Below are 17917 nucleotides of genomic sequence, written 5' to 3'. Positions count from 1 at the left end.
TACCCGCCCGGAACCACAGCCGCCCGGAGCCGCGATCGCGGCTCCGGGCGGTCCTGTCACCAGGCGACCGGCAGGGACGTCAGGCCGTACACGACGCTGAAAGAGCGGAAGTGCGCCTCGGGCTCGACCACGCGCAGCTCGGGGAAGCGCCCGAGCAGTGCGGGGAAGGCGATGCGCATCTCCATCCGGGCCAGCGGTGCGCCCAGGCAGTGGTGCACGCCGTGGCCGAAGGCCAGGTGGCCGGGCGCGCCCCGGGTGATGTCCAGCGTCTCGGGGTCGGGCAGGAACCCGGCGTCGCGGTTGGCGGCGGGCAGCGCGCAGACCACCAGCTCGCCGGGCCCGATGACCTGGCCGGCGATCTCGACCTCCGTGGTGGTCACCTTGGCGGTGCCGGAGTGGACGATGCTGAGCCAGCGCAGCAGCTCCTCCACCGCCGCGTCGATGCGCTCGGGCTCCTTCCGCAGCAGCTCCAGCTGGTCGGGATGGCGGAGCAGGGCCAGCGTGCCCAGTCCGAGCATGTTGGAGGTGGTCTCGTGTCCGGCCAGCAGCAGCAGGGTGCCGATGCCGACGAGCTCGTGCACCGTCAGGTCGTCGCCGTGCTCGCGCACCAGCGTGCCGAGCAGTTCCTCCCCGGGGTCGACCCGGGCGCGGGCGACCAGTTCGCCGATGTAGGCGCGCGACTCCAGCTGCGCCGCCAGACGCTCCTCGAAGGGCGCCCCCACATCGAGCATCTTGCTGCTTGTGCGCTGGAAGTCCTCCCGGTCGGCGTACGGCACTCCCAGCAACTCGCAGATCACCAGTGAGGGGATCGGCAGCGCGAACGACGACACCAGGTCGGCCGGGGACCCGGCGCGTTCCATCGCGTCCAGGTGCTCCTCGACGATGCGGGTGATCCGCGGCTCCAGCCGGCGCATCCGGCGGATGGTGAACTCCGGCGTCAGCGCCCGGCGTAGCCGGGTGTGCTCGGGAGGATCGAGGGCGAGCATGTTGCCCGCGCGCAGTGCCGCGACCTCCTCCTTGCTCATCTTCGTGTCGGACGGCACGAAGTCGATCCCCACGGCGTTGCTGAACCGTTCGGGGTCGCTCAGCACCGTCCGTACGTCCGCGTAGCGGGTCACCAACCAGGCGTCGACGCCGAAGGGGGTGCCGGCGCGCCCGATCCCCTCCCCGTCCCGCAGCGCTCCCAGTTCCGGATCCGGGTCGAACCCCGCTCGCCGCATGTACAGCGGAGGCGTCGGAGTCTCGCTCATGTAGCTCCCTTGCTGACCGGCCGTCCTGACTGTTCCGAAAAAACGATAACCAGCCGCCGCCTCCCCGCAAGGGATCCCGGCGGGTGCGATATCGCCCACCGCGCTGACCTGCGCGCGCCTCGGAACCTCCGCCTTGTGAGGACTTATGAGGGCGGCACCGACGCTCCTGCCGGACCGACCGAAAAGGCCGGCGGGCAGGCTGCCACCGGCATGGCGGAGCCGGCCGCGGTGACGATGCTCCGTGCACTCGTATTCGATCTAGCATGACGGTACGGCCCCGTACGGTGATCCGTCCGAGATGCATCCACCTGTTCACGGGGTTCCGGGTGATGACCGCGGTCATCATGCCGGATCGGTGATGTGAGAGGGCGGCAGGACGATGGACACCAAGGGATGGGCGGTCAGCGTCCCCTCGGGGTATCGCGTCGGTGACTGGCGGGTCGGCAGGCCCGTCGCCACGGGGAGCTGGGCGAGCGTCTACCGGGGAACGCGAGACGGGAGCGAGGCGGCACTGAAGTTCCTGCCCACCGGCACGCTCACCCGACGGCAGTTACGGCACCTGCGGGACATGACGGAACGGGAGATACGCCTGCACGACAGGCTCCGGCACCCCCGGCTGATCCGGCTGCGGGAGACGCTGGTCGTCGACGACGCCGGGAACTCCGAACTCGACGGCGCGTGCGTTCTGGTGATGGACCTGGCGGAACGGTCACTGGCCGATCTGATCGGGAAGGGGGCTCCGGTTCCCGGCGCGCCGAGGCTGATCGCCGAGATCTGCGAGGGGCTCGCGCACATGCACGCCGAGAGGTGGGTGCACGGAGACCTCAAGCCCAACAACGTGCTCGTGATGGCCGACGGCTCGGTACGGCTCGCCGACTTCGGCCTGGCCACCGAGATGGACGGGACGCACGGCTACCTTCCCCCGATGGGCTCGGTGGATCACGTGCCTCCCGAGCGCTGGGGGGAGCCGCTGAGCGAGAAGGGGCACGCGGTGCGGGCCTCGGCCGACATCTGGGCGCTGGGCGTGACGGCGTGCCAGCTGTTCACCGGCCACCTTCCCTTCAGCGCCCCCACCGCTCGCGCGCGCTACGTGGCCGCCGCCGAGTACGCGGCGGGCGAGTCCCCCCTGTCGCTTCCGGTCTCGCTGCCCGAGGCCTGGCGCTCCTGGGTCAGGGACTGCCTGGACCCCGACCCGAGGTCCAGGCCCAGCGCGGCCCACCAGCTCTACCGCGCGCGACTGCTGGCCGGCACCTTGGCGGGTTCGCCCCGGCGAACGGGCCGCCGGGTGGCGACGACCATGGCCTCGGCCGTTCTGGTGCTGGCGGGTGTCTCGGGGGCGGGGATGGTCGACTCGCGGGTGGCCGACCCGTTCGGGCGGTGGCTGCGCTCCGACTCCGACATTCCCCGGGAGTATCGCGCGCTGATCGTCGAGGCCGGCACGATGTGCGCCGAGCCGGGTCTGAGCCCGGCACTGGTCGCCGGAATCCTGAAGGCGGAGAGCGGCTTCGACGCGAACCTGTTCGACGAGGCCGAGGGCGAGTACGGCCTCGCGCGCTGGACGCCGTCGGTGCTCCAGTACTACCTGCCGGCCGACCGCCGGGGCACCCTCCTCACCCCGCCCCTCTCGCCCGAGGACACCATCCCCGCCGTCGGCCGCTACCTGTGCGGACGGTTGCCGCTGCTGGCTGGGGTGCCCGGAGACCCCGGGCTGCTGGGCGCTGTGGCGTTCCGCTCCTCCGACGACGTGGTCCGCCAGGAGGGCGGGATTCCCAGGCGCTTCCAGGCCCACGTCGACCTGGTACAGCGACACCGGGCCGCCTACGAGCCGTGATACACCCGTTGCACGGTCCCCGAGGGCGATGACCACTTCACGCTGGTCAACCCCGACGGCGAGGGTGGTCCACCGGGCCACCCTCGACAGGGTGTGATCAGCTGTCCAGCCGCTTCAGATGCTCCTCCCGCACCAGGTCGAAGCGGAGCGCCACGGAGACCAGCGCGGCGCGCTGCCAGTCGGCCTTGCGCGAGCCCGACGGCGGCTTGACGCGCAGTTTCGTACGCGCCAGATAGTCGATGTGGAAGTTGACCGCGGCCCGGGTCAGTTCCGCGCCGCCGGGAACGTCGCGCAGCCGCTCCAGGATCTCCGGCACCGTCGGGATGACCGGGGACGAGCCGTCGCGCAGCCGCGGCTCGCAGAGCGCGATCAGCACGAGAAAGTACTTCGCCGTCTCGTCCACGGGGAAACCGGAGACGGTCGGCTCGCCGACCGCCGCGCTCTCGGGCGCGTCGGGGTCGATGAAGCTGTGCTGCGAGGCGAAGACCAGGAAGGAGCAGGCGCCACCCGCCACCGGGAGCACCACGCGGGCGAACTCGAACGGCACGGGTGCCGCCACCCGCCGCGGAGCCACCTTGAGGAACTCCCCGCCGCCCTCCGGGTTCTCCACGACCAGGGTGGCGTCATGGCTGAGGTTGGTGAGCAGCCAGTAGTCGTCCACGGCCCGGATGATCCCGGCCCGCCGGGAGATCCCCGGATGGTCCAGCGGGAAGTCGACCGGGGCGCTCTCCGTTCCACGGCCGAAGGTGACCTCGCGACCCGGAGGAAGCTCGATGACGACCGCTCCGTCGTCGGGGGCCTCGGCCTGCAAGAGGATCGTCCGCATCTGTTCTGCCCCCTAGCACCCTGGAATCTTCCAGGTTCCCGGAACATCAGCCTATGTCGGACAATGTCGCTGTCAGCGCTGAATGTCAGGGGATCACATCGCGCCGGCGAATGCCGCCCGGGGAGGGGCCACGGTACGTACGCGACCGGTGACCGCCGCCGTGCTGGGGCCACGGCGCCGCCTCCAACGTTCGCGAGAACGCCGGGCCTCTCTCCGGGCTGAAACAGCGGCTGGTCAACGAGGTCCCGCTGTCCTGACAGATCGGCGTGCGCGGGACGGCAGGCTCTTCCTCGCGATGCCGCTGTTCGTCGTCGCTGCCGCCCCTGACCGGCGGTCTCAGGAGGCTCGCACCCTTTTTCCCGAGAAAGCGGGTAACAACCGAGGGCCCCCGGCCACTTCCCGGTGTCAGAAGAACACATCCGGGACGAAGGGGGCGGGGCGGTGACGGACGACTCGCAGAGATTCACCGACATGTACGACGAGTGCCGGCAGCGCGTCTGGGCCTACGTGGTCAGCCGCGCGGGACGGCAGGTCGCGGACGAGGTGGTGAGCGAGACGTTCGCGATCGCCTGGCGACGGCTGGAGGACGTGCCGGAGCCGGCGCTGCCATGGCTCCTCGGGGTGGCCCGCAACGTGCTGCGCGACAACATCCGGGCGGAGATCCGGCGGGACGCGCTCAGCGCCGAGTTGCGGGCCTGGACCGAGGACGACGTCGCGGAGCAGGTCACCGAACGGCTCAGTGTGCTCAGGGCGCTGACCGGGCTGTCGGAGGACGATCGGGAGATCCTGATCCTGACCGCCTGGCAGGGGCTCTCCCCCCGCGACGCGGCCCAGGTCGTCGGCTGCTCTCCGACCACCTTCCGAGTGCGGCTGCACCGCGCTCGCCGGCGGCTCAAACAGCGGATGGACACCGCCGTGAGTCCCGAGCCCCGGATGAGGAACCTCAGCGAGGAGTGGTCATGAACCCCATCGATCAGCTGCGGGCCGCACGCCCCGCGCACCTGGACGACACCCCGGTCGACCCGCGCACCAGGGCCGCCGAGCTCTCCCGCGCCATGGCGCGGCCCCGGCCGGCCCCGGCCAGGCGCAGGATCGTACGCCCGGTGTGGGGTCTCGGCCTCGCCGGAGCCGCCGCGGCCGTGACCGCGGTCGCCGTCACGATCTCCGCGACCGGCGGTACGGCGCCGCGCGCGCCCTCCGCCCAGGTGATCTCGAGCCCGGCGACCACCACCCCGCGCATCGAGCTCTCCGGGCGATCCATCCTGCTCGCCGCCGCCCACGGGGCGGCCCGCCAGCCGGAGGTGACCGGTGCCTACTGGCACACCGTGTCGGTGAGCCGGAACCTGTTCGAGGCGGCCGACGGGGACTACACCGTCGTGGACCGGCAGCGGAACGAGGTGTGGACCCCGTCGGCGACCGGCGGGGAGCAGTGGAGCCGGACGCGCTCCCTCGGCGCGGAACCCGCGGGTCCGGACGACAGGGCGGCCTGGGAGCGGACCGGTTCCCCGGCCGAGATCCAGGTCAGGTCCCCCAAGGGGGGCGACAATCCGAAATTCGGCGATCTCACCCTGTCGACCGAGCCGGGAGCGGCGCAGGACGGCCACGCCCCCCTCGTCGACGGGGACAAGGTGTTCTGGCTGGGCCGCAACGTCACCATGAAGGATCTGCGCGGCCTGCCGGAGGACCCGGACGGGCTCAAGGCGTGGCTGCTGCGCTCGTACGGGGGGCACGGCACCGAGTCGGACGCCCCGATGTCGTCGGACGCCTGGCTGTTCGCCGTCACGGTCGGGCTGATCACCGACATGCCGGTCACCCCGCAGGTGCGCGGTGCCGCCTTCCGGATGCTCGCCGACCTGGAGAGCATCGAGGTCGTCCGGGACGTCGTCGACGCGGAGGGCCGTACCGGCAGCGCCGTCGCCATCGAGGAACGGGTCAGGGCGAAGGCGGACGCCAAGGGCGGCGAGGGGATCCTGCGGAACCGCCTGATCTTCGACGAGGCGAGCGGGCGGGCACTGGCCAGGGACAGCGTCGTGGTACGGCCGGGCGGCCTGCAGGCCGGATTCGCGCCGGGCACGGTGTGGCACTCCCAGACCATCCTCGAAGCCGGTTGGACCGACGAGAAACCCGCCTCCTGACTCCCGGAGGGCTCGCCGCACCGGCTGGCCCTCCGGGCGAGGCGCCGGACCTCCCCAGCCGCTCGGAGAGCGGTACGGATTCGGTGTTCCGTTCCGCCGGCGGCCCGGCGCGCGGTGGCAGACTGAACCGTGTTTGACGTGGATCCGAGCGGGCGGGAGCCGGGATGGGTACGGAGGAACGGATCGAACGGGCCGGGTTGCTCCACGAGCGCGCGATCTTCGGCGGCGAGGGCGAGGCGCTGCTCTGGGCCGCCCTCTTCCACCAGGTGGTCCGCCGCGACGACGACACCGCGGTGCCGATTCTTGAACGCTCGTACGAGCTGGCGACGCGGGTCGGCGACCGGCTGACGATGTCCTACGCGCTCCGGCACCTGGGCGTCGCCGAACACACCGCGGGCCGGTTGGAGGTGGCACGGGAACGCCTGGAGGAGTCGGTACGGCTCCGCCGGGAGCTCGGCTTCCTACCCGGTGTCGCCGCGAATCTGGTCGGGCTGTGCTACATCGCCCTCGCGCAGGGCCGCCGCGACGACGCGCTCGCCCTGGTCGAGGAGGCGGGCGCGCTCGCCGAGGCGACTGGCGCGAAGGCCATCCTGCGCCAGGCCGAGGAGGCACGCGGGCGGCTGTAGGTCGCCTCGCCGGGGCCCGGACGACGGCGAGGCCCTGCTGGGTCCGGGCCCCGCGCAGGACCGGCTCCAGGACGTGATCGGGCTGTTCGCCGGTTATGTCGATGTCGGGAGCGAACTGCGCGACAGACACCGCCGCTAGCCCCGTTTTCCGCCCGCGCCGCATCGTTGCAGGTCAGTAGCTATATCTCGGGGGTAATCACTCCAGTTCGATCGGGGTCACATGCGGAATGCAGGGCTGGCGCCACGGGAAGGGAGAAAGGATTTAGCCTGAAATCAGAGATGCCGATCGTTGGGAGGCGGCCATCGACATCGTTCTGCTCGGGACGGCGCTCTGCCTGTCGTTCCTCTGCGGCTGGACCGTGCTGAGATCGCGCCCGCCACGGAAGGCCACGCTCGGCCGGGACGAGCTCGCCTACCTGGCCGGTGGGCCACCTCGGGTGGTCAACGCCGCACTGGCGGAACTCGTGGTCCGGGGCACGGTCCGGATCTCCACCGATCAGCGGGTGCGGATTGTCGCGGGTAAGGCCGTACCTGAGGGACCGGTGGAGAAGGCCATGGCCGAGGCGTTACGGGCGGCGCCCGACGGCCTGGGGGCCTTCGAACTGCACCGGCTCGTCCAGCACGACGTCGAGCGGTTCACCGCCCATCGCCCTCGTCGTTCGCTGACCATTCTGGCCGTCATCGCGACGGCCGGGCTGTCGGCCATCCTTGTCCTGACGGGCACGAGTGTTCTACGCCCCACCCCGGCGGCCTCCGCCGCGGTCGCGGTGTTCGCGCTGTCCGCCGCAGGCTGCCTGCTCACCCGCCACGCCGTGGGACAGGGATCCCGCCTGCTGCGGAAGGCACGGCTCGCGCGGCCGCACGCTGACCGGACATCGGGTGAACCGGCGGACGTCGTCGGGCCGCGCGTGGCGCTCTACGGCCTGAGCGAGCTGCCCAACCGTAGAGCGAGGGATGCGCTCGGCCACCGGCCCCCTCCTGTCGTTCGCAGGAGGCGGCGAGCACGCCAGGGTTCCTTCCTGCGGGCACCGGAACCCATCCTGCTGGGACAGGGCGAGAACATGAACAACGCCGGAGACGGCGGGGGCGGTGGCGAGGGAGGCGGTTGAGTCTCCATGCCGGTCGGTATCGCCTCTCCGGTACCAACGCCGATCCGCCGCGTCTCCGTGGGCACGGGGCCCGCGGGGACGGCGGCGAGCTCCACGTTCGGGTCAGCCGACGCGCTGGTCGAGCCCCCAGCGACGCCGGAGGGCGTTGTCGGCCGCGCCGAAACACATGTCCACGACGATGCCGATGATCAAAATCACGATCATCGTCGCGAGGAGGCCGGGCGCGTCGGAGAGCTCCCGGGCGTTGTCGAGCTGTTCGCCGATCGACGCCTGGTGGGCGATGATCACGAGAAGCTCGCCCGCCATCAGGGACCGCCACGCGAACGCCCAGCCCTGCTTGAGCCCCGACAGGAACGACGGCAGCGACGCGGGCAGGATGACGTGCCGGTAGAGCGCCAGGCGTCGCAGGCCGAGGATGTGCCCGGCACGGAGCAGGATCGGCGGGGTGTAGTCCACGCCGGCGATCAGTCCGTTGGCGATCGACGGCGCCGCCCCGAGGACGACCACGAACATGATCGCGCTCTCGCTGAGTTTGAAGAACAGGATCGCCAGCGGGAACCACGCGATGGAGGGCATGGTCTGCAGGCCCGTGATCAGGGAGCCGAGCGCTGCCCGCAGAGGCCGGACCCGTGACACGGCCGCGCCGACCACGAGCCCGACCAGCACCGCGATCGCGAACCCGGTGATCGCGCGGCGCATCGTCACGCCCAGGGCCTCGTAGAACTCGGCCTCACCGAGACGGTTCCACAGATCCTCAAGGACGGTCACCGGTCCGGGAAGGACGTACTCCGGGCGCCACCCGCTGAGCACGACCAGCTCCCAGGCGGCGAGGACGAGGACGATCGCCGAGATCATCGGCCAGCTTCTGGCCCAGACCCTTGAGGCCAGGCTCTGCCGTTCCCGGTTGGACAGCTCCAGCGCGTCCAGACCGGCGATGTGCTGGGAAAGATCAGCAGTCATTGGGCACCCGCTACTTCTCGATCCCGGCGCCGACGGGCGGCTGCGCCGCCGGCTTGGCGTGGCGCAGCACCTCCTGGCGCAGCCTGTCGGTGATGGTGGAGGCCAGTTCGGCCACTTCACCGGAGTCGGTACGGCGCGGCCGCGACAGCGTCACCGGGAAGTCCTCGATCACCTTGCCGGGCCTGCTGCTCAGCAGGACGACCCGGTCGCCGAGCCGTACGGCCTCGCGTACGTTGTGGGTGACGAACAGGACGGACAGCTCCCGCTCCCGCCAGATCCGCTCCAGCTCGTCGTGGAGCAGGTCACGGGTCATCGCGTCGAGGGCGCCGAAGGGCTCGTCCATGAGGAGCACGTCGGCGTCCTGGGCGAGGGCCCTGGCGAGCGCGACCCGCTGGCGCATGCCACCGGACAGCTCGTGCGGGCGCTTGCCGCCGAAGCCGCCGAGATGGACGATCTCCAGGAGCTCCGCCGCCCGTGCGCGGCGCTCCTTCTTCGTGGTGTTCCTACCCGAGCTCGTCACCCGGAGCGCCAGCTCGATGTTCCCCGAGACGGTGAGCCAGGGGAACAGGGCCGGCTCCTGGAACATCATCGCGATGCGGGCGTCCCCGGTGTCGATCTCTCCGGCGGTGGGGCGGTCCAGGCCGGCGACGAGGTTGAGCAGCGTGCTCTTGCCGCAGCCGGACGCGCCCAGCAGGCAGACGAACTCGCCCCTGTCCACCGAGAGCGCGACCTGGTCCAGGGCCAGGAGCTCCCTGCCGTACACCTTGGAAACCGCGTCCAGCCGGACCGCGGGCTGGTGCCCGTCGGCCCGGCCGGGGCGCAGCTCCTGTATCGGAGCTGTCACTTCGCCTCCCTGACCGGCGGCTCGCCGGCCCGTGACCGGGCGGGTCGCCTCGACTCTGCTGTGCTGTGCTCGATCACTTGTCGCTCACCGCAGGCCGGCTCTTGGCCGCCAGGACCTCGTTGAGGATGGTGAGGTCGTAGATGCCGTTCAGGTCCACCGGGTCGAGCAGGCCGACCTTCTGGGCGTGGTCGGCGCTGCCGACGAGGGAGGACGCGATCGGGTCGTTGGTGAAGGTGATGTTGCCGAAGGCGCTGTCCAGGACCGCCGGCGCGACGGGCTTGCCGGTCAGCTCCTTCAGCTCCGCGTTGACCGCCTCCTTGGCGCCCGCCGGGTCCGACTGGATGAAGGCGTTGGACTCGACGTGCGCCTCGATCAGCTTCTTCACCAGGTCGGGGTGGTCCTTGAGGAACTGCTGCCGGACGATCAGATGCGTGATCACGAACTGCTTGTTCGGCCAGAGGTCGGCCTCGGTGAGCAGGATCTTGCCCTTGCTCTCCTGGACCAGGCGGCTCGCGAAGGGCTCGGGCACCCAGGCGCCGTCGATGTCGCCGGTGGCGAAGGTCAGCAGGGTCTGGGCGTTCTCCTGGGGGAGGATCGAGACCTCGCCGCCGCCCTTGGTGTCGGTCTCGATCCCCTTCTCCTTGAGCCAGTAGCGCAGCGCGACGTCCTGGGTGTTGCCGAGCTGAGGCGTGGCGATCTTCTTGCCCCTGAGGTCCTCGACTCCGTTGATCTCGGGCTTGACCACGAGGAACACGCCGCCGGACGCCGCACCTGCGACGATCTTGATGGCTTCGCCCTTGGACTTCGACCAGGCGTTGATGGCCGGGTTCGGCCCGATGTAGGTCGCGTCGACGGCGTCGGAGAAGATCGCCTCGGTCGCGGCCGGTCCGGCGTTGAAGGTCGAGACCTTCAGCGTCGCGTCGCTGCCGAGTGCCTTGGCGAAGAAGCCCTTCTGCACCCCGACCAGGGCCGTGGAGTGCGTGATGTTGGGGAAGAAACCGAGACGGACCTCGGTCGTCTTCGCCGTGTCGCCGCCGGAGGACCCCCCGCCTCCTCCGCAGGCCGCCGCGAGGGCTGTCACCGCGACCGCGGCCAGTGCCACTGCCGTCCCCCGGAGCCTGCGAACCCTCATTGCTACTCCTTAATTCCTACTTAATAAGTCGGTTAAGTGCATAAAATGGCAAACGAGTCCTCCTGTCAAGCGGCGGTGACCGCACGGATACGAGTCGTTACCGGTTCGTGTTTCTCGGTGCGACGCCGCCGACGGGACCGTACGGCCGGCCCGCACACATCAAGCGACCAACGCGGCGGCATGAGGGTTCGACCTCAAGATTCGACCTCAAAACCGTGCCGGCTCCTGGACCCCGAGGTGCGAAAGCCGCGGAGCCGACACCTCGGTGCCTCGACACGCGATAACTTCTTGGAACGCATCCCGCATGCGCCCGAGGAAGCCAACGGACAGGACCCAAGATGCGCGTTTCCGTGATCGGATGCGGTCACCTCGGTGCTCCGCACGCCGTCGCGATGGCCGAGATAGGCCATGAGGTGATCGGTGTCGAGTCGGATCCCGACAGGTGCGGAGCCCTGGGCAACGGCATCGCCCCCTTTTTCGAGGAGGGCTTCGAGGACCTTCTGGTCCGGCACACCTCCTCCGGCCGGCTCCGTTTCACCACCGACCTGGGGGAGGCCGCGGACTTCGCCGACCTGCACTTCATCACGGTCGGCACCCCGCTGCGCGAAGACGGCCATGGCTACGACATGGCCCAGGTGATCGACGCGACGCGGTCGCTGGTCCCGCTGCTGAGCAGGCCGGCCACGATCGTCGGCAAGAGCACGGTGATGGTCGGCACCGTCGAACGGCTCCAGAGGATCATCGACGCTGACGCGCGGGTCTCCGGTGTGGAGCTGGTCTGGAATCCGGAGTTCCTGCGCGAGGGTCATGCCGTGCGGGACTCCCTGTTCCCCGACCGGGTCGTGGTCGGCCTGACCTCCCGGCAGGCCCGCGAAGCGGTCGAGGAGGTGTACGCGCCGATCCTCGACCACGGGGTGGGGCTGATCCTCACGGACCCGCCCACGGCGGAGGTGATCAAGTCGGCCGCGAACGCGTTCCTGACCACCAAGATCTCGTTCATCAACGCGATAGCCGAGGTGTGCGAGTTCGTCGGAGCGGACGTGAACACGGTCGCCCACGCGATCGGCGTCGACAAGCGGATCGGGCATGACGGGATGCGGCCGGGCATCGGCTACGGCGGCGGGTGCCTGCCCAAGGACGTGGCGGCCTTCGCGAACCGCGTCGGCGAGCTGGGCGCGCGGAACGCGCACGGATTCCTGACGGCCGTCGAATCGATCAACGCCGACCGGGTCCCGGCGGCGGTCAGGCTGATCGAGAAGGCGCACGGCGGTCCGATCGACGGCCGTACCATCGCCTTCCTCGGCACGGCGTTCAAGGCCGGAACCAGCGACGTACGCGACTCGCCCGCCCTGCGCCTGGCCGAGAGACTGGCCGAACGCGGCGCGACACCGGTCATCTACGACCCCGCGGCCATCGCCGCCACCCGCGAGTTGCACCCCGAATTCAGCTACGCCGACACCGCCGAGCGGGCCATCACGGACGCCGATCTCGTCGTGCTCGCCACCGAGTGGCCGGAGTTCACCGCCGACCCCAAGCTCCCCGCGGACACCGCCGACCTGGTACGCCACCGGGTGCTGGTGGACGTGCGCAACGCGGTCGAGCCGGGCCCGTGGCTCGCCGCCGGATGGGAGGTCTGGCAACTCGGCCGCCGGCCCCAGCGGCCGGGAAAGTAAAGCCGACCCGGGGTTGTCGTGATCGCTTCCGGCAGGGGGTGGCGGTGCTGCCCCTTCAGGCTCGCGTCATGGATCCGCCTTACCGAAAGACAGAACAGCCTCGCGGTTTGCGACACCTCTGCGCCGGGGTCCGCGATCCAAGGAATCCAGCCGGAGCCGTCACAGGCCGGAGGGCTGTCCTGTCTTAGCCGGTGACCGGATGGCGACGGACACCCCGGCGGACAGGAAGGTTTGTCATGAAGATCATGGTAATCGGCGGCACCGGTCTGATCGGGTCGAAGCTCGTGACGAAGCTCGGCGAGCACGGCCACGAGGCGGTGGCGGCAGCCTGCTCGCCGCGGAGGCGGCGGCAGGCGTCGGCCACCACGTCGCGCTCTCGCTGGTGGGGACCGAGCGGCTGCTAGAGAGCGGCTATTTCCGGGCGAAGCTCGCTCAGGAGAAGCTGATCGAGAACTCGTCGATCACGCGCGCTACTTCGGAGCCGAGTTGGGCGAGGGGAGCCTGGTGCCGGCCGGCGACGCGATTCTCGGCGAGACCCGGTACGGCGACTGGCCGGGCCGGACCACGGCCGCGAGGTAGCGCGCCCCCGCCGGACATCGCGACGTCGTCGCGGTCGCCGAGGACCGGTTTCGTCACGCTGCGAAGGAGGCGAACATGTCGACGAGCGGCTGCGGTGCCCGGTCGTTGAAGACGGTCTCCAGACTCTGCGCGGACTCCCGGGCGGACTTCTCACTTCGCTCGAAGAGGGTTGCCTCATAGGCGGACAGCGCGGCCTCGGTGTTCCCCGGGTGGGCGGCGAGCGCCTGTCCCAGATCCGCACCGTCGATCATGGCGAGGTTGGCGCCTTCACCGGCGAAGGGGGACATCAGGTGTGCGGCGTCGCCGAGCAGCGTGACGCCGGGGACGCGCTCCCAGCGGTGTCCGACGGGCAGCGCGTGGATGAGGCGGGGGATCAGCTCGCCGTCGGCGTCGACGATCAGGTTGCGCAGGCCGGAGGCCCAGTCCGTGAAGTGGTTCGACAGCGCGGCCTTGGCGGCGTCGGTATCGGTGAAGTCGATCGTGGACAGCCAGTCCTCGGCAGCGCGCAGCGCGGCGTAGACGTGCAGGCTGCCGTCGGTCCCGCGATGGGCGAGGAATCCCTTCTCCTCCAGCAGGACATGGGCGTGCTTGTCGAGGACTCGCAGGGCTTCGCCACCGGGGTGGACCTTGGCCCGGAACTGCTCGTGCAGTCCAGCGGCGTGCAGGGCTGCCTGGCCGGAGTCCCGGTGGATGTCGAGCATGCGGCCCTGGGCGCGCGCGTGCCGGTCGGCGTCCAGGTCGAAGACGGCGGACTCGATCCCATTCACGTGCAGGACACGGGCCAGGGGCAGGCCACCGAGTCCGGCGCCGATGATGGCTACGGGATGGTGCCTTCGCTCTCTGAGTCGGTTCAGTCCATGGTTCGTGGGGTGGTGCGCGTGCCGTTGATGACGGCCCTGAAGGTCCAGGCCAGGCGCTGCTGGGGGGTGCCGGAGACGAGATCGGCGCCGAGTGCGGCGATGCGTGGATGCGTCTGGGGGGAGACCTCCCCCAGTGCGGCGATGAGCCCGTTGTGTTCATCCTCGGCATCGATGGCGCCGTCGCGGGCGGACTGCTCGGCGGCGGTGGCGGTGGCCACTTGCAAGAGCACGTCCACCCCCCACCCGGCCTGCGCGTCGGGTACCTCGCCCTCGTGCAGCAAGGCGAGGATCGTCTCGACCAGCGCCAGCCGGAAGGTTCCCTGCCGGGCCGTGCCGGAGTGGCCGGTTGAATGTGCCTGTCAGGTTCGAGGTGATGTTTCGGGGGCGACGAGTTCGACCTCGAATCCGTCGGCGTCCTCCAGGTAGGCGGCATAGTGCCGCTCACCACCGGCATGGGGATGACGTTGCGGGAACAGCAGGGTCCAGCCGTGCCGCGGTGCCCGCTCGGCCAGGGTGTCGACCATGGCCCGGCTCTCGACGTGGAAGGCGAGATGGTTCAGGCCGGGGCTCCGACCCGAAACTGCCACACGCGTCTTCGGCAGTCAGATGGTGGGAGTCGCGTCGGGCGGCAGGTGGTATCGTCGCGGTGTGCGAATGATCTGTCGTTTTCTCGGCTGGTGGCGCCCCTGACGGGCGGCACCATTCATCCGCGTACTGACACCGCGGCCGCCCAGTTCGGGCGGCCGTTTTGTGTTCCTGAGCTTTCGGCAGCCCGACCAGGACGGCCCCTGACTCTGAGGGAGCCAACCGATGCCTCGACGACTCACGGGCTTCACCCCGTCCGGCGACCTGCACCTGGGCAACTACATCGGCGCGATCGCCCCGATCATCTCCCAGCAGGCCACAACCGACACGGTGGTGTTCATCTCCGACCTGCACGCCCTGACCCTGGACCACGACCCGGCCAAGGTACGGCGGCGGACGCTGGAGTTCGCCACCATGTTGCTGGCCGCGGGCGCCGACCCCCAGGCGTGCCTGTTCCTGGTCCAGTCGCACGTGCCTGAGCACACCGAGTTGCACTACCTGCTGGAGTGCACCACAGGCTACGGCGAGGCACAACGCATGATCCAGTTCAAGGAGAAGGCCGCCCGCCAGCAGCAGGTGCGGATGTCGCTGCTGACTTACCCGATCCTGATGGCCGCCGACATCCTGCTCTACGACACCGACGAGGTCCCGGTCGGCGAGGACCAGCGCCAGCACGTAGAGCTGGCTCGCGACGTGGCGCAGAGGTTCAACACCCGCTATGGCCCCACCTTCACCGTCCCGCGGGCGGTCAACCCGCCGATCGCAGCCCGGATCATGGACCTGGCCTCGCCCGGCGACAAGATGAGCAAGTCGGCCTCCTCGGCGGCGGGCACTCTGTGTCTGCTGGATGAGCCACAGGTGCTGCGGCGCAAGGTGATGCGCGCGGTCACCGACACCGGAAGCCAGGTGACCTACGACCCGGCACACAAGCCTGGTGTGTCCAACCTGCTTACCATCCTGGCCGCCTGTACGGGTGAGGAGCCATCTCGACTGGCCGGACGGTTCGACCGGTACGGCGAGTTGAAGGAAGCGGTCGCCGATGCCGTGGTGACCACCCTGGCGCCCGTCCGCGAACGCTACCTCGAACTCGCCTGTGACCCGCGGCATGTCCGCACGGCGCTCCGAACCGGTGCCGACCACGCCCATGAACTGGCGGGCAGGAAGATGCGGCAGGTGAAGGCGGCGATCGGCCTGTTGCCCGGCTGAGTCGCCCCCTGTTCTCTCTGGTTGATCATTTCTCGGTGCAGGCGTCGGGTCCCTGTCAGGGACGCGCAACGGCCGGAGCGCGACCTGCGGCCGGGGCGGAAACTCCCAATTCGGAGGCGGTCCCATGGTCGGCGCGGCGGGCTCGGTCCGGTTGACGATGGCGATCGGCCGCAGCGGGCGCATCAGCCCGGCAGCGCCCCCCGCGACCGGCGACCGGGCAGCGGCGACACATCAGTGCGTGGGTGCCGGCGACGCGGCCGAGGTCCGCAGGCGTATCTGCGTGTCCAAGCCGAAGGCGGTGGTGTAGAAGCGGTCGGCGGTGGTGGGGTCGGCCACGTCGAGGGTGACGGATTCGATGGATGCCATGGCCATCACGCTGGTTGTGGCTCTGCGACCGGTGCTTCTTGATTCCTGATCGGTCTGGTCACCTGTTTCGCCACGCACGGTGGCATTCCCGCCGTCGCGCGTGCCGCGTGGTGCCGGTAGGTGCTGGGCGGCACGCCGACCAGTTCGGTGAAGCGGGTGCTGAAGGTGCCCAGTGACGAGCAGCCGACCGCGAAGCAGACCTCGGTGACGCTGAGGTCGCCACGACGTAGCAGTGTCATCGCGCGTTCGATGCGCCGTGTCATCAGATAGGAGTACGGCGACTCGCCGTAGGCGAGCTTGAACCGGCGGCTGAGGTGTCCGGCGGACATGTTCACGCCGCGGGCGAGCGCCTCGACGTTCAGCGGTTGTGCGTACTCCCGGTCGATCCGGTCGCGGACGCGGCGCAGTAGCGCGAGGTCGTTCAGGCGCTGCGCCGCGGCGCGTGCGGGTCCCCACGAGGGGTGACACATGAGAGAACTCCTTCGTATTCTTCGCAGCCGGTCATCATGGCCGAATCGATGACCGGACGGCTCAGCGAAGCTCCTGGATGCGGACCAGGTTGCCCGCGGGATCGCGGAAGGCGCAGTCGCGGGTACCGTACGGCTGCTCGGTCGGCTCCTGGACGACCTCGGCGCCGCCGGCCTGCAGCTTTTCGAAAGTGCCGTCGAGGTCTGCGGCGGCCAGCAGGATGCCGGCATAGGTGCCCTTGGCCATCATCTCGACGATGGTGCGGCGCTCGTCGTCGGTGATGCCGGGGTCGGCGGCCGGCGGCGTCAGGACGATGGACGTGCCTGGCTGGTCGGCGGAGCCGACCGTGATCCAGCGCATCCCGTCGAATCCGACGTCGTTGCGGACCTCGAAGCCGAGGGTGTCGCGGTAGAAGGCCAGGGACGCGTCCGGGTCGTCATGCGGGAGGAAGCTCGTGTGAATGGTGATTTTCATGACAATTAGCCTAGCTGCGGCTCCGTGACCTGTGCTTCTCGATTCCTGATCGATCCGGCCACCTGTTTCGCCACACACGGTCGCACCCCCGCCTGGCGCCTCCTCCTCGGCTGTCGATCGGCCGGAGGAGACCTGCGTTCCGGTCATGGCAGGCCGGGCATGCTCCCGGGCCGGTTCAGGTACCGGAAAATCAACCAGGGCCGCCGCTCGCACCGCGTCATCGCCGGCTCCTCGCCGATGGTCGACTCCGTGGCGATCACGTCGAAATCCGGCCGGCCCACTTGACCTCAACCATGATTCAGCTACGACCCTGGTTCCCGAGGCGTTGGAAGAACGCCGCACACCTCTTGTACCAGCGGAGGACCATCGTGCCCGAAGAGCCGTTCCAGCTCGCAGTGATCGTTGGCAGCGTACGGGACGGCCGGTTCGGCCCGACCATCGCGAACTGGATCACCGACCAGGCCCGCCGGCACGGCGGCTGGAACATCGATGTCATAGACCTGGCCGAGATCGACCTGCCCATGGGGCCACCGGGTTTCGGCGGCACGCCCACACCCGCCGCGACCCGGGCCCTTCGGACGCTGACCCCGCGCCTGGAGGCGGCCGAGGCATTCATCGTGGTCACCCCCGAGTACAACCACAGCTTTCCCGCCTCGCTGAAGAGCGCCATCGACTGGCACAACCGGCAGTGGCACACCAAGCCGATCGCCTTCGTCAGCTACGGCGGCATCTCCGGCGGCCTGCGCGCGGTCGAGCAGCTCCGCCTGGTCTTCGCCGAACTACACGCGGTCACCATCCGCGACACCGTCAGCTTCCAGCACGCCCGGGGTAAGTTCGACAAGGACGGGAAGCCGACCGACCCGAGCGGCTGCACCACCGCCGCCAAGATCATGATCGACCAGCTCGCCTGGTGGGCGCGAACGCTGCGCGACGGCAGGAGGACCTACCCCTACACGCCGTGAATGTGACGTTCTCCAGCTCAAGCTCATACAG

General features: G+C 69.9%; 21 protein-coding genes. 9 read left to right on the top strand and 12 right to left on the bottom strand.

All coding sequences use genetic code 11. From position 1 onward, the window contains the following. Positions 1-56: 56 nt before the first annotated feature. Positions 57-1250, bottom strand: a complete 1194-nt coding sequence (locus tag ACQP0P_RS44220; protein WP_433368120.1) for a cytochrome P450 — start codon at positions 1248-1250, stop codon at positions 57-59. A gap of 379 nt (positions 1251-1629) precedes the next feature. Between ACQP0P_RS44220 and ACQP0P_RS44215 the strand changes: the two genes are divergently transcribed. Beyond that, positions 1630-3081 carry a protein kinase domain-containing protein gene (locus ACQP0P_RS44215; protein WP_433368117.1) on the top strand — a complete coding sequence of 484 codons (1452 nt, stop codon included), beginning with the start codon at positions 1630-1632 and terminating at the stop codon, positions 3079-3081. A 97-nt stretch (positions 3082-3178) separates the two neighbouring features. Here the strand turns inward: ACQP0P_RS44215 and ACQP0P_RS44210 are convergent, their stop codons facing one another. Then, the gene (locus ACQP0P_RS44210; protein WP_433368114.1) at positions 3179-3907 is read right to left on the bottom strand and encodes a hypothetical protein; all 729 of its coding nucleotides are present in this window, start codon (positions 3905-3907) and stop codon (positions 3179-3181) included. 441 nt (positions 3908-4348) lie between these two features. Here ACQP0P_RS44210 and ACQP0P_RS44205 point away from each other — a divergent pair, with 441 nt between their 5' ends. From ACQP0P_RS44205 to ACQP0P_RS44190, 4 genes are all read left to right on the top strand, one after another. Further along, positions 4349-4870, top strand: a complete 522-nt coding sequence (locus tag ACQP0P_RS44205) for an RNA polymerase sigma factor (RefSeq protein ID WP_350955113.1) — start codon at positions 4349-4351, stop codon at positions 4868-4870. Beyond that, entirely contained in the window at positions 4867-6042 is a 1176-nt protein-coding gene (locus tag ACQP0P_RS44200; protein ID WP_433368111.1) for a CU044_5270 family protein, read from the top strand. The genes ACQP0P_RS44205 and ACQP0P_RS44200 overlap by 4 nt, the downstream gene beginning before the upstream one ends. A 164-nt stretch (positions 6043-6206) precedes the next feature. After that, on the top strand, positions 6207-6668 hold the full coding sequence (locus ACQP0P_RS44195; protein WP_433368108.1) for a tetratricopeptide repeat protein: 462 nt from the start codon (positions 6207-6209) through the stop codon (positions 6666-6668). Positions 6669-7027: 359 nt separating this feature from the next. Next, the gene (locus ACQP0P_RS44190; protein ID WP_433368105.1) at positions 7028-7777 is read left to right on the top strand and encodes a TIGR04222 domain-containing membrane protein; all 750 of its coding nucleotides are present in this window, start codon (positions 7028-7030) and stop codon (positions 7775-7777) included. Between the two features lie 102 nt (positions 7778-7879). Here ACQP0P_RS44190 and ACQP0P_RS44185 read toward each other — a convergent pair whose 3' ends face one another. From ACQP0P_RS44185 to ACQP0P_RS44175, 3 genes are all read right to left on the bottom strand, one after another. Then, the gene (locus tag ACQP0P_RS44185) at positions 7880-8737 is read right to left on the bottom strand and encodes an ABC transporter permease (protein WP_433368102.1); all 858 of its coding nucleotides are present in this window, start codon (positions 8735-8737) and stop codon (positions 7880-7882) included. A 10-nt stretch (positions 8738-8747) separates the two neighbouring features. Further along, positions 8748-9581, bottom strand: coding sequence for an ABC transporter ATP-binding protein (locus tag ACQP0P_RS44180; protein ID WP_433368099.1), 834 nt, complete (start codon positions 9579-9581; stop codon positions 8748-8750). 73 nt (positions 9582-9654) lie between these two features. Next, entirely contained in the window at positions 9655-10713 is a 1059-nt protein-coding gene (locus tag ACQP0P_RS44175) for an ABC transporter substrate-binding protein (RefSeq protein WP_433368096.1), read from the bottom strand. Between the two features lie 338 nt (positions 10714-11051). On the opposite strand from ACQP0P_RS44175, the gene ACQP0P_RS44170 reads away from it, so the two are divergent. Continuing rightward, positions 11052-12386, top strand: a complete 1335-nt coding sequence (locus ACQP0P_RS44170) for a UDP-glucose dehydrogenase family protein (protein ID WP_433368093.1) — start codon at positions 11052-11054, stop codon at positions 12384-12386. A 236-nt stretch (positions 12387-12622) separates the two neighbouring features. After that, on the top strand, positions 12623-12790 hold the full coding sequence (locus ACQP0P_RS44165) for an NAD-dependent epimerase/dehydratase family protein (RefSeq protein WP_433368091.1): 168 nt from the start codon (positions 12623-12625) through the stop codon (positions 12788-12790). 28 nt (positions 12791-12818) lie between these two features. Here ACQP0P_RS44165 and ACQP0P_RS44160 read toward each other — a convergent pair whose 3' ends face one another. The 4 genes from ACQP0P_RS44160 to ACQP0P_RS44145 all read right to left on the bottom strand — a co-directional run bounded on the left by ACQP0P_RS44160 (position 12819) and on the right by ACQP0P_RS44145 (position 14412). Continuing rightward, positions 12819-13022: a hypothetical protein gene (locus ACQP0P_RS44160; protein ID WP_433368088.1), complete on the bottom strand. Its 204-nt coding sequence runs from the start codon at positions 13020-13022 to the stop codon at positions 12819-12821. Then, the gene (locus ACQP0P_RS44155; protein ID WP_433368085.1) at positions 13019-13732 is read right to left on the bottom strand and encodes an FAD-dependent oxidoreductase; all 714 of its coding nucleotides are present in this window, start codon (positions 13730-13732) and stop codon (positions 13019-13021) included. The genes ACQP0P_RS44160 and ACQP0P_RS44155 overlap by 4 nt, the downstream gene beginning before the upstream one ends. Positions 13733-13815: 83 nt before the next feature. After that, a complete protein-coding gene (locus ACQP0P_RS44150; protein WP_433368082.1) occupies positions 13816-14106 on the bottom strand; it encodes a hypothetical protein in 291 nt (96 codons plus the stop codon). 78 nt (positions 14107-14184) lie between these two features. After that, on the bottom strand, positions 14185-14412 hold the full coding sequence (locus tag ACQP0P_RS44145; RefSeq protein WP_433368079.1) for a hypothetical protein: 228 nt from the start codon (positions 14410-14412) through the stop codon (positions 14185-14187). Positions 14413-14635: 223 nt separating this feature from the next. On the opposite strand from ACQP0P_RS44145, the gene trpS reads away from it, so the two are divergent. Further along, complete coding sequence (gene trpS, locus ACQP0P_RS44140; protein WP_433368076.1) at positions 14636-15616, top strand: tryptophan--tRNA ligase; 981 nt, start codon at positions 14636-14638, stop codon at positions 15614-15616. Between the two features lie 231 nt (positions 15617-15847). Here the strand turns inward: trpS and ACQP0P_RS44135 are convergent, their stop codons facing one another. The 3 genes from ACQP0P_RS44135 to ACQP0P_RS44125 all read right to left on the bottom strand — a co-directional run bounded on the left by ACQP0P_RS44135 (position 15848) and on the right by ACQP0P_RS44125 (position 16924). Continuing rightward, the gene (locus tag ACQP0P_RS44135; protein ID WP_433368074.1) at positions 15848-15982 is read right to left on the bottom strand and encodes a hypothetical protein; all 135 of its coding nucleotides are present in this window, start codon (positions 15980-15982) and stop codon (positions 15848-15850) included. 5 nt (positions 15983-15987) lie between these two features. Next, a complete protein-coding gene (locus tag ACQP0P_RS44130; RefSeq protein WP_433368071.1) occupies positions 15988-16452 on the bottom strand; it encodes a helix-turn-helix transcriptional regulator in 465 nt (154 codons plus the stop codon). A gap of 61 nt (positions 16453-16513) precedes the next feature. Then, a complete protein-coding gene (locus ACQP0P_RS44125; RefSeq protein WP_433368068.1) occupies positions 16514-16924 on the bottom strand; it encodes a VOC family protein in 411 nt (136 codons plus the stop codon). 368 nt (positions 16925-17292) lie between these two features. On the opposite strand from ACQP0P_RS44125, the gene ACQP0P_RS44120 reads away from it, so the two are divergent. Then, positions 17293-17886: an NADPH-dependent FMN reductase gene (locus ACQP0P_RS44120; RefSeq protein ID WP_433368065.1), complete on the top strand. Its 594-nt coding sequence runs from the start codon at positions 17293-17295 to the stop codon at positions 17884-17886. Positions 17887-17917: the final 31 nt, after the last annotated feature.

Source organism: Streptosporangium sp. CA-115845, from assembly GCF_050943795.1.
Taxonomy (GTDB): domain Bacteria; phylum Actinomycetota; class Actinomycetes; order Streptosporangiales; family Streptosporangiaceae; genus Streptosporangium.
The sequence above is the reverse complement of the archived record's forward strand: the minus strand, read 5'-3'. Positions and strand labels throughout refer to the sequence as shown.

Excerpts from the sequence above, each read along its gene's own strand:
- ACQP0P_RS44220 (WP_433368120.1), bottom strand. The coding sequence starts at position 1,250 with ATGAGCGAGACTCCGACGCCTCCGCTGTACATGCGGCGAGCGGGGTTC.
- ACQP0P_RS44215 (WP_433368117.1), top strand. The coding sequence starts at position 1,630 with ATGGACACCAAGGGATGGGCGGTCAGCGTCCCCTCGGGGTATCGCGTC.
- ACQP0P_RS44210 (WP_433368114.1), bottom strand. The coding sequence starts at position 3,907 with ATGCGGACGATCCTCTTGCAGGCCGAGGCCCCCGACGACGGAGCGGTC.
- ACQP0P_RS44200 (WP_433368111.1), top strand. The coding sequence starts at position 4,867 with ATGAACCCCATCGATCAGCTGCGGGCCGCACGCCCCGCGCACCTGGAC.
- ACQP0P_RS44195 (WP_433368108.1), top strand. The coding sequence starts at position 6,207 with ATGGGTACGGAGGAACGGATCGAACGGGCCGGGTTGCTCCACGAGCGC.
- ACQP0P_RS44185 (WP_433368102.1), bottom strand. The coding sequence starts at position 8,737 with ATGACTGCTGATCTTTCCCAGCACATCGCCGGTCTGGACGCGCTGGAG.
- ACQP0P_RS44175 (WP_433368096.1), bottom strand. The coding sequence starts at position 10,713 with ATGAGGGTTCGCAGGCTCCGGGGGACGGCAGTGGCACTGGCCGCGGTC.
- ACQP0P_RS44170 (WP_433368093.1), top strand. The coding sequence starts at position 11,052 with ATGCGCGTTTCCGTGATCGGATGCGGTCACCTCGGTGCTCCGCACGCC.
- ACQP0P_RS44165 (WP_433368091.1), top strand. The coding sequence starts at position 12,623 with ATGAAGATCATGGTAATCGGCGGCACCGGTCTGATCGGGTCGAAGCTC.
- trpS (WP_433368076.1), top strand. The coding sequence starts at position 14,636 with ATGCCTCGACGACTCACGGGCTTCACCCCGTCCGGCGACCTGCACCTG.
- ACQP0P_RS44135 (WP_433368074.1), bottom strand. The coding sequence starts at position 15,982 with ATGGCATCCATCGAATCCGTCACCCTCGACGTGGCCGACCCCACCACC.
- ACQP0P_RS44130 (WP_433368071.1), bottom strand. The coding sequence starts at position 16,452 with ATGTGTCACCCCTCGTGGGGACCCGCACGCGCCGCGGCGCAGCGCCTG.
- ACQP0P_RS44125 (WP_433368068.1), bottom strand. The coding sequence starts at position 16,924 with ATGAAAATCACCATTCACACGAGCTTCCTCCCGCATGACGACCCGGAC.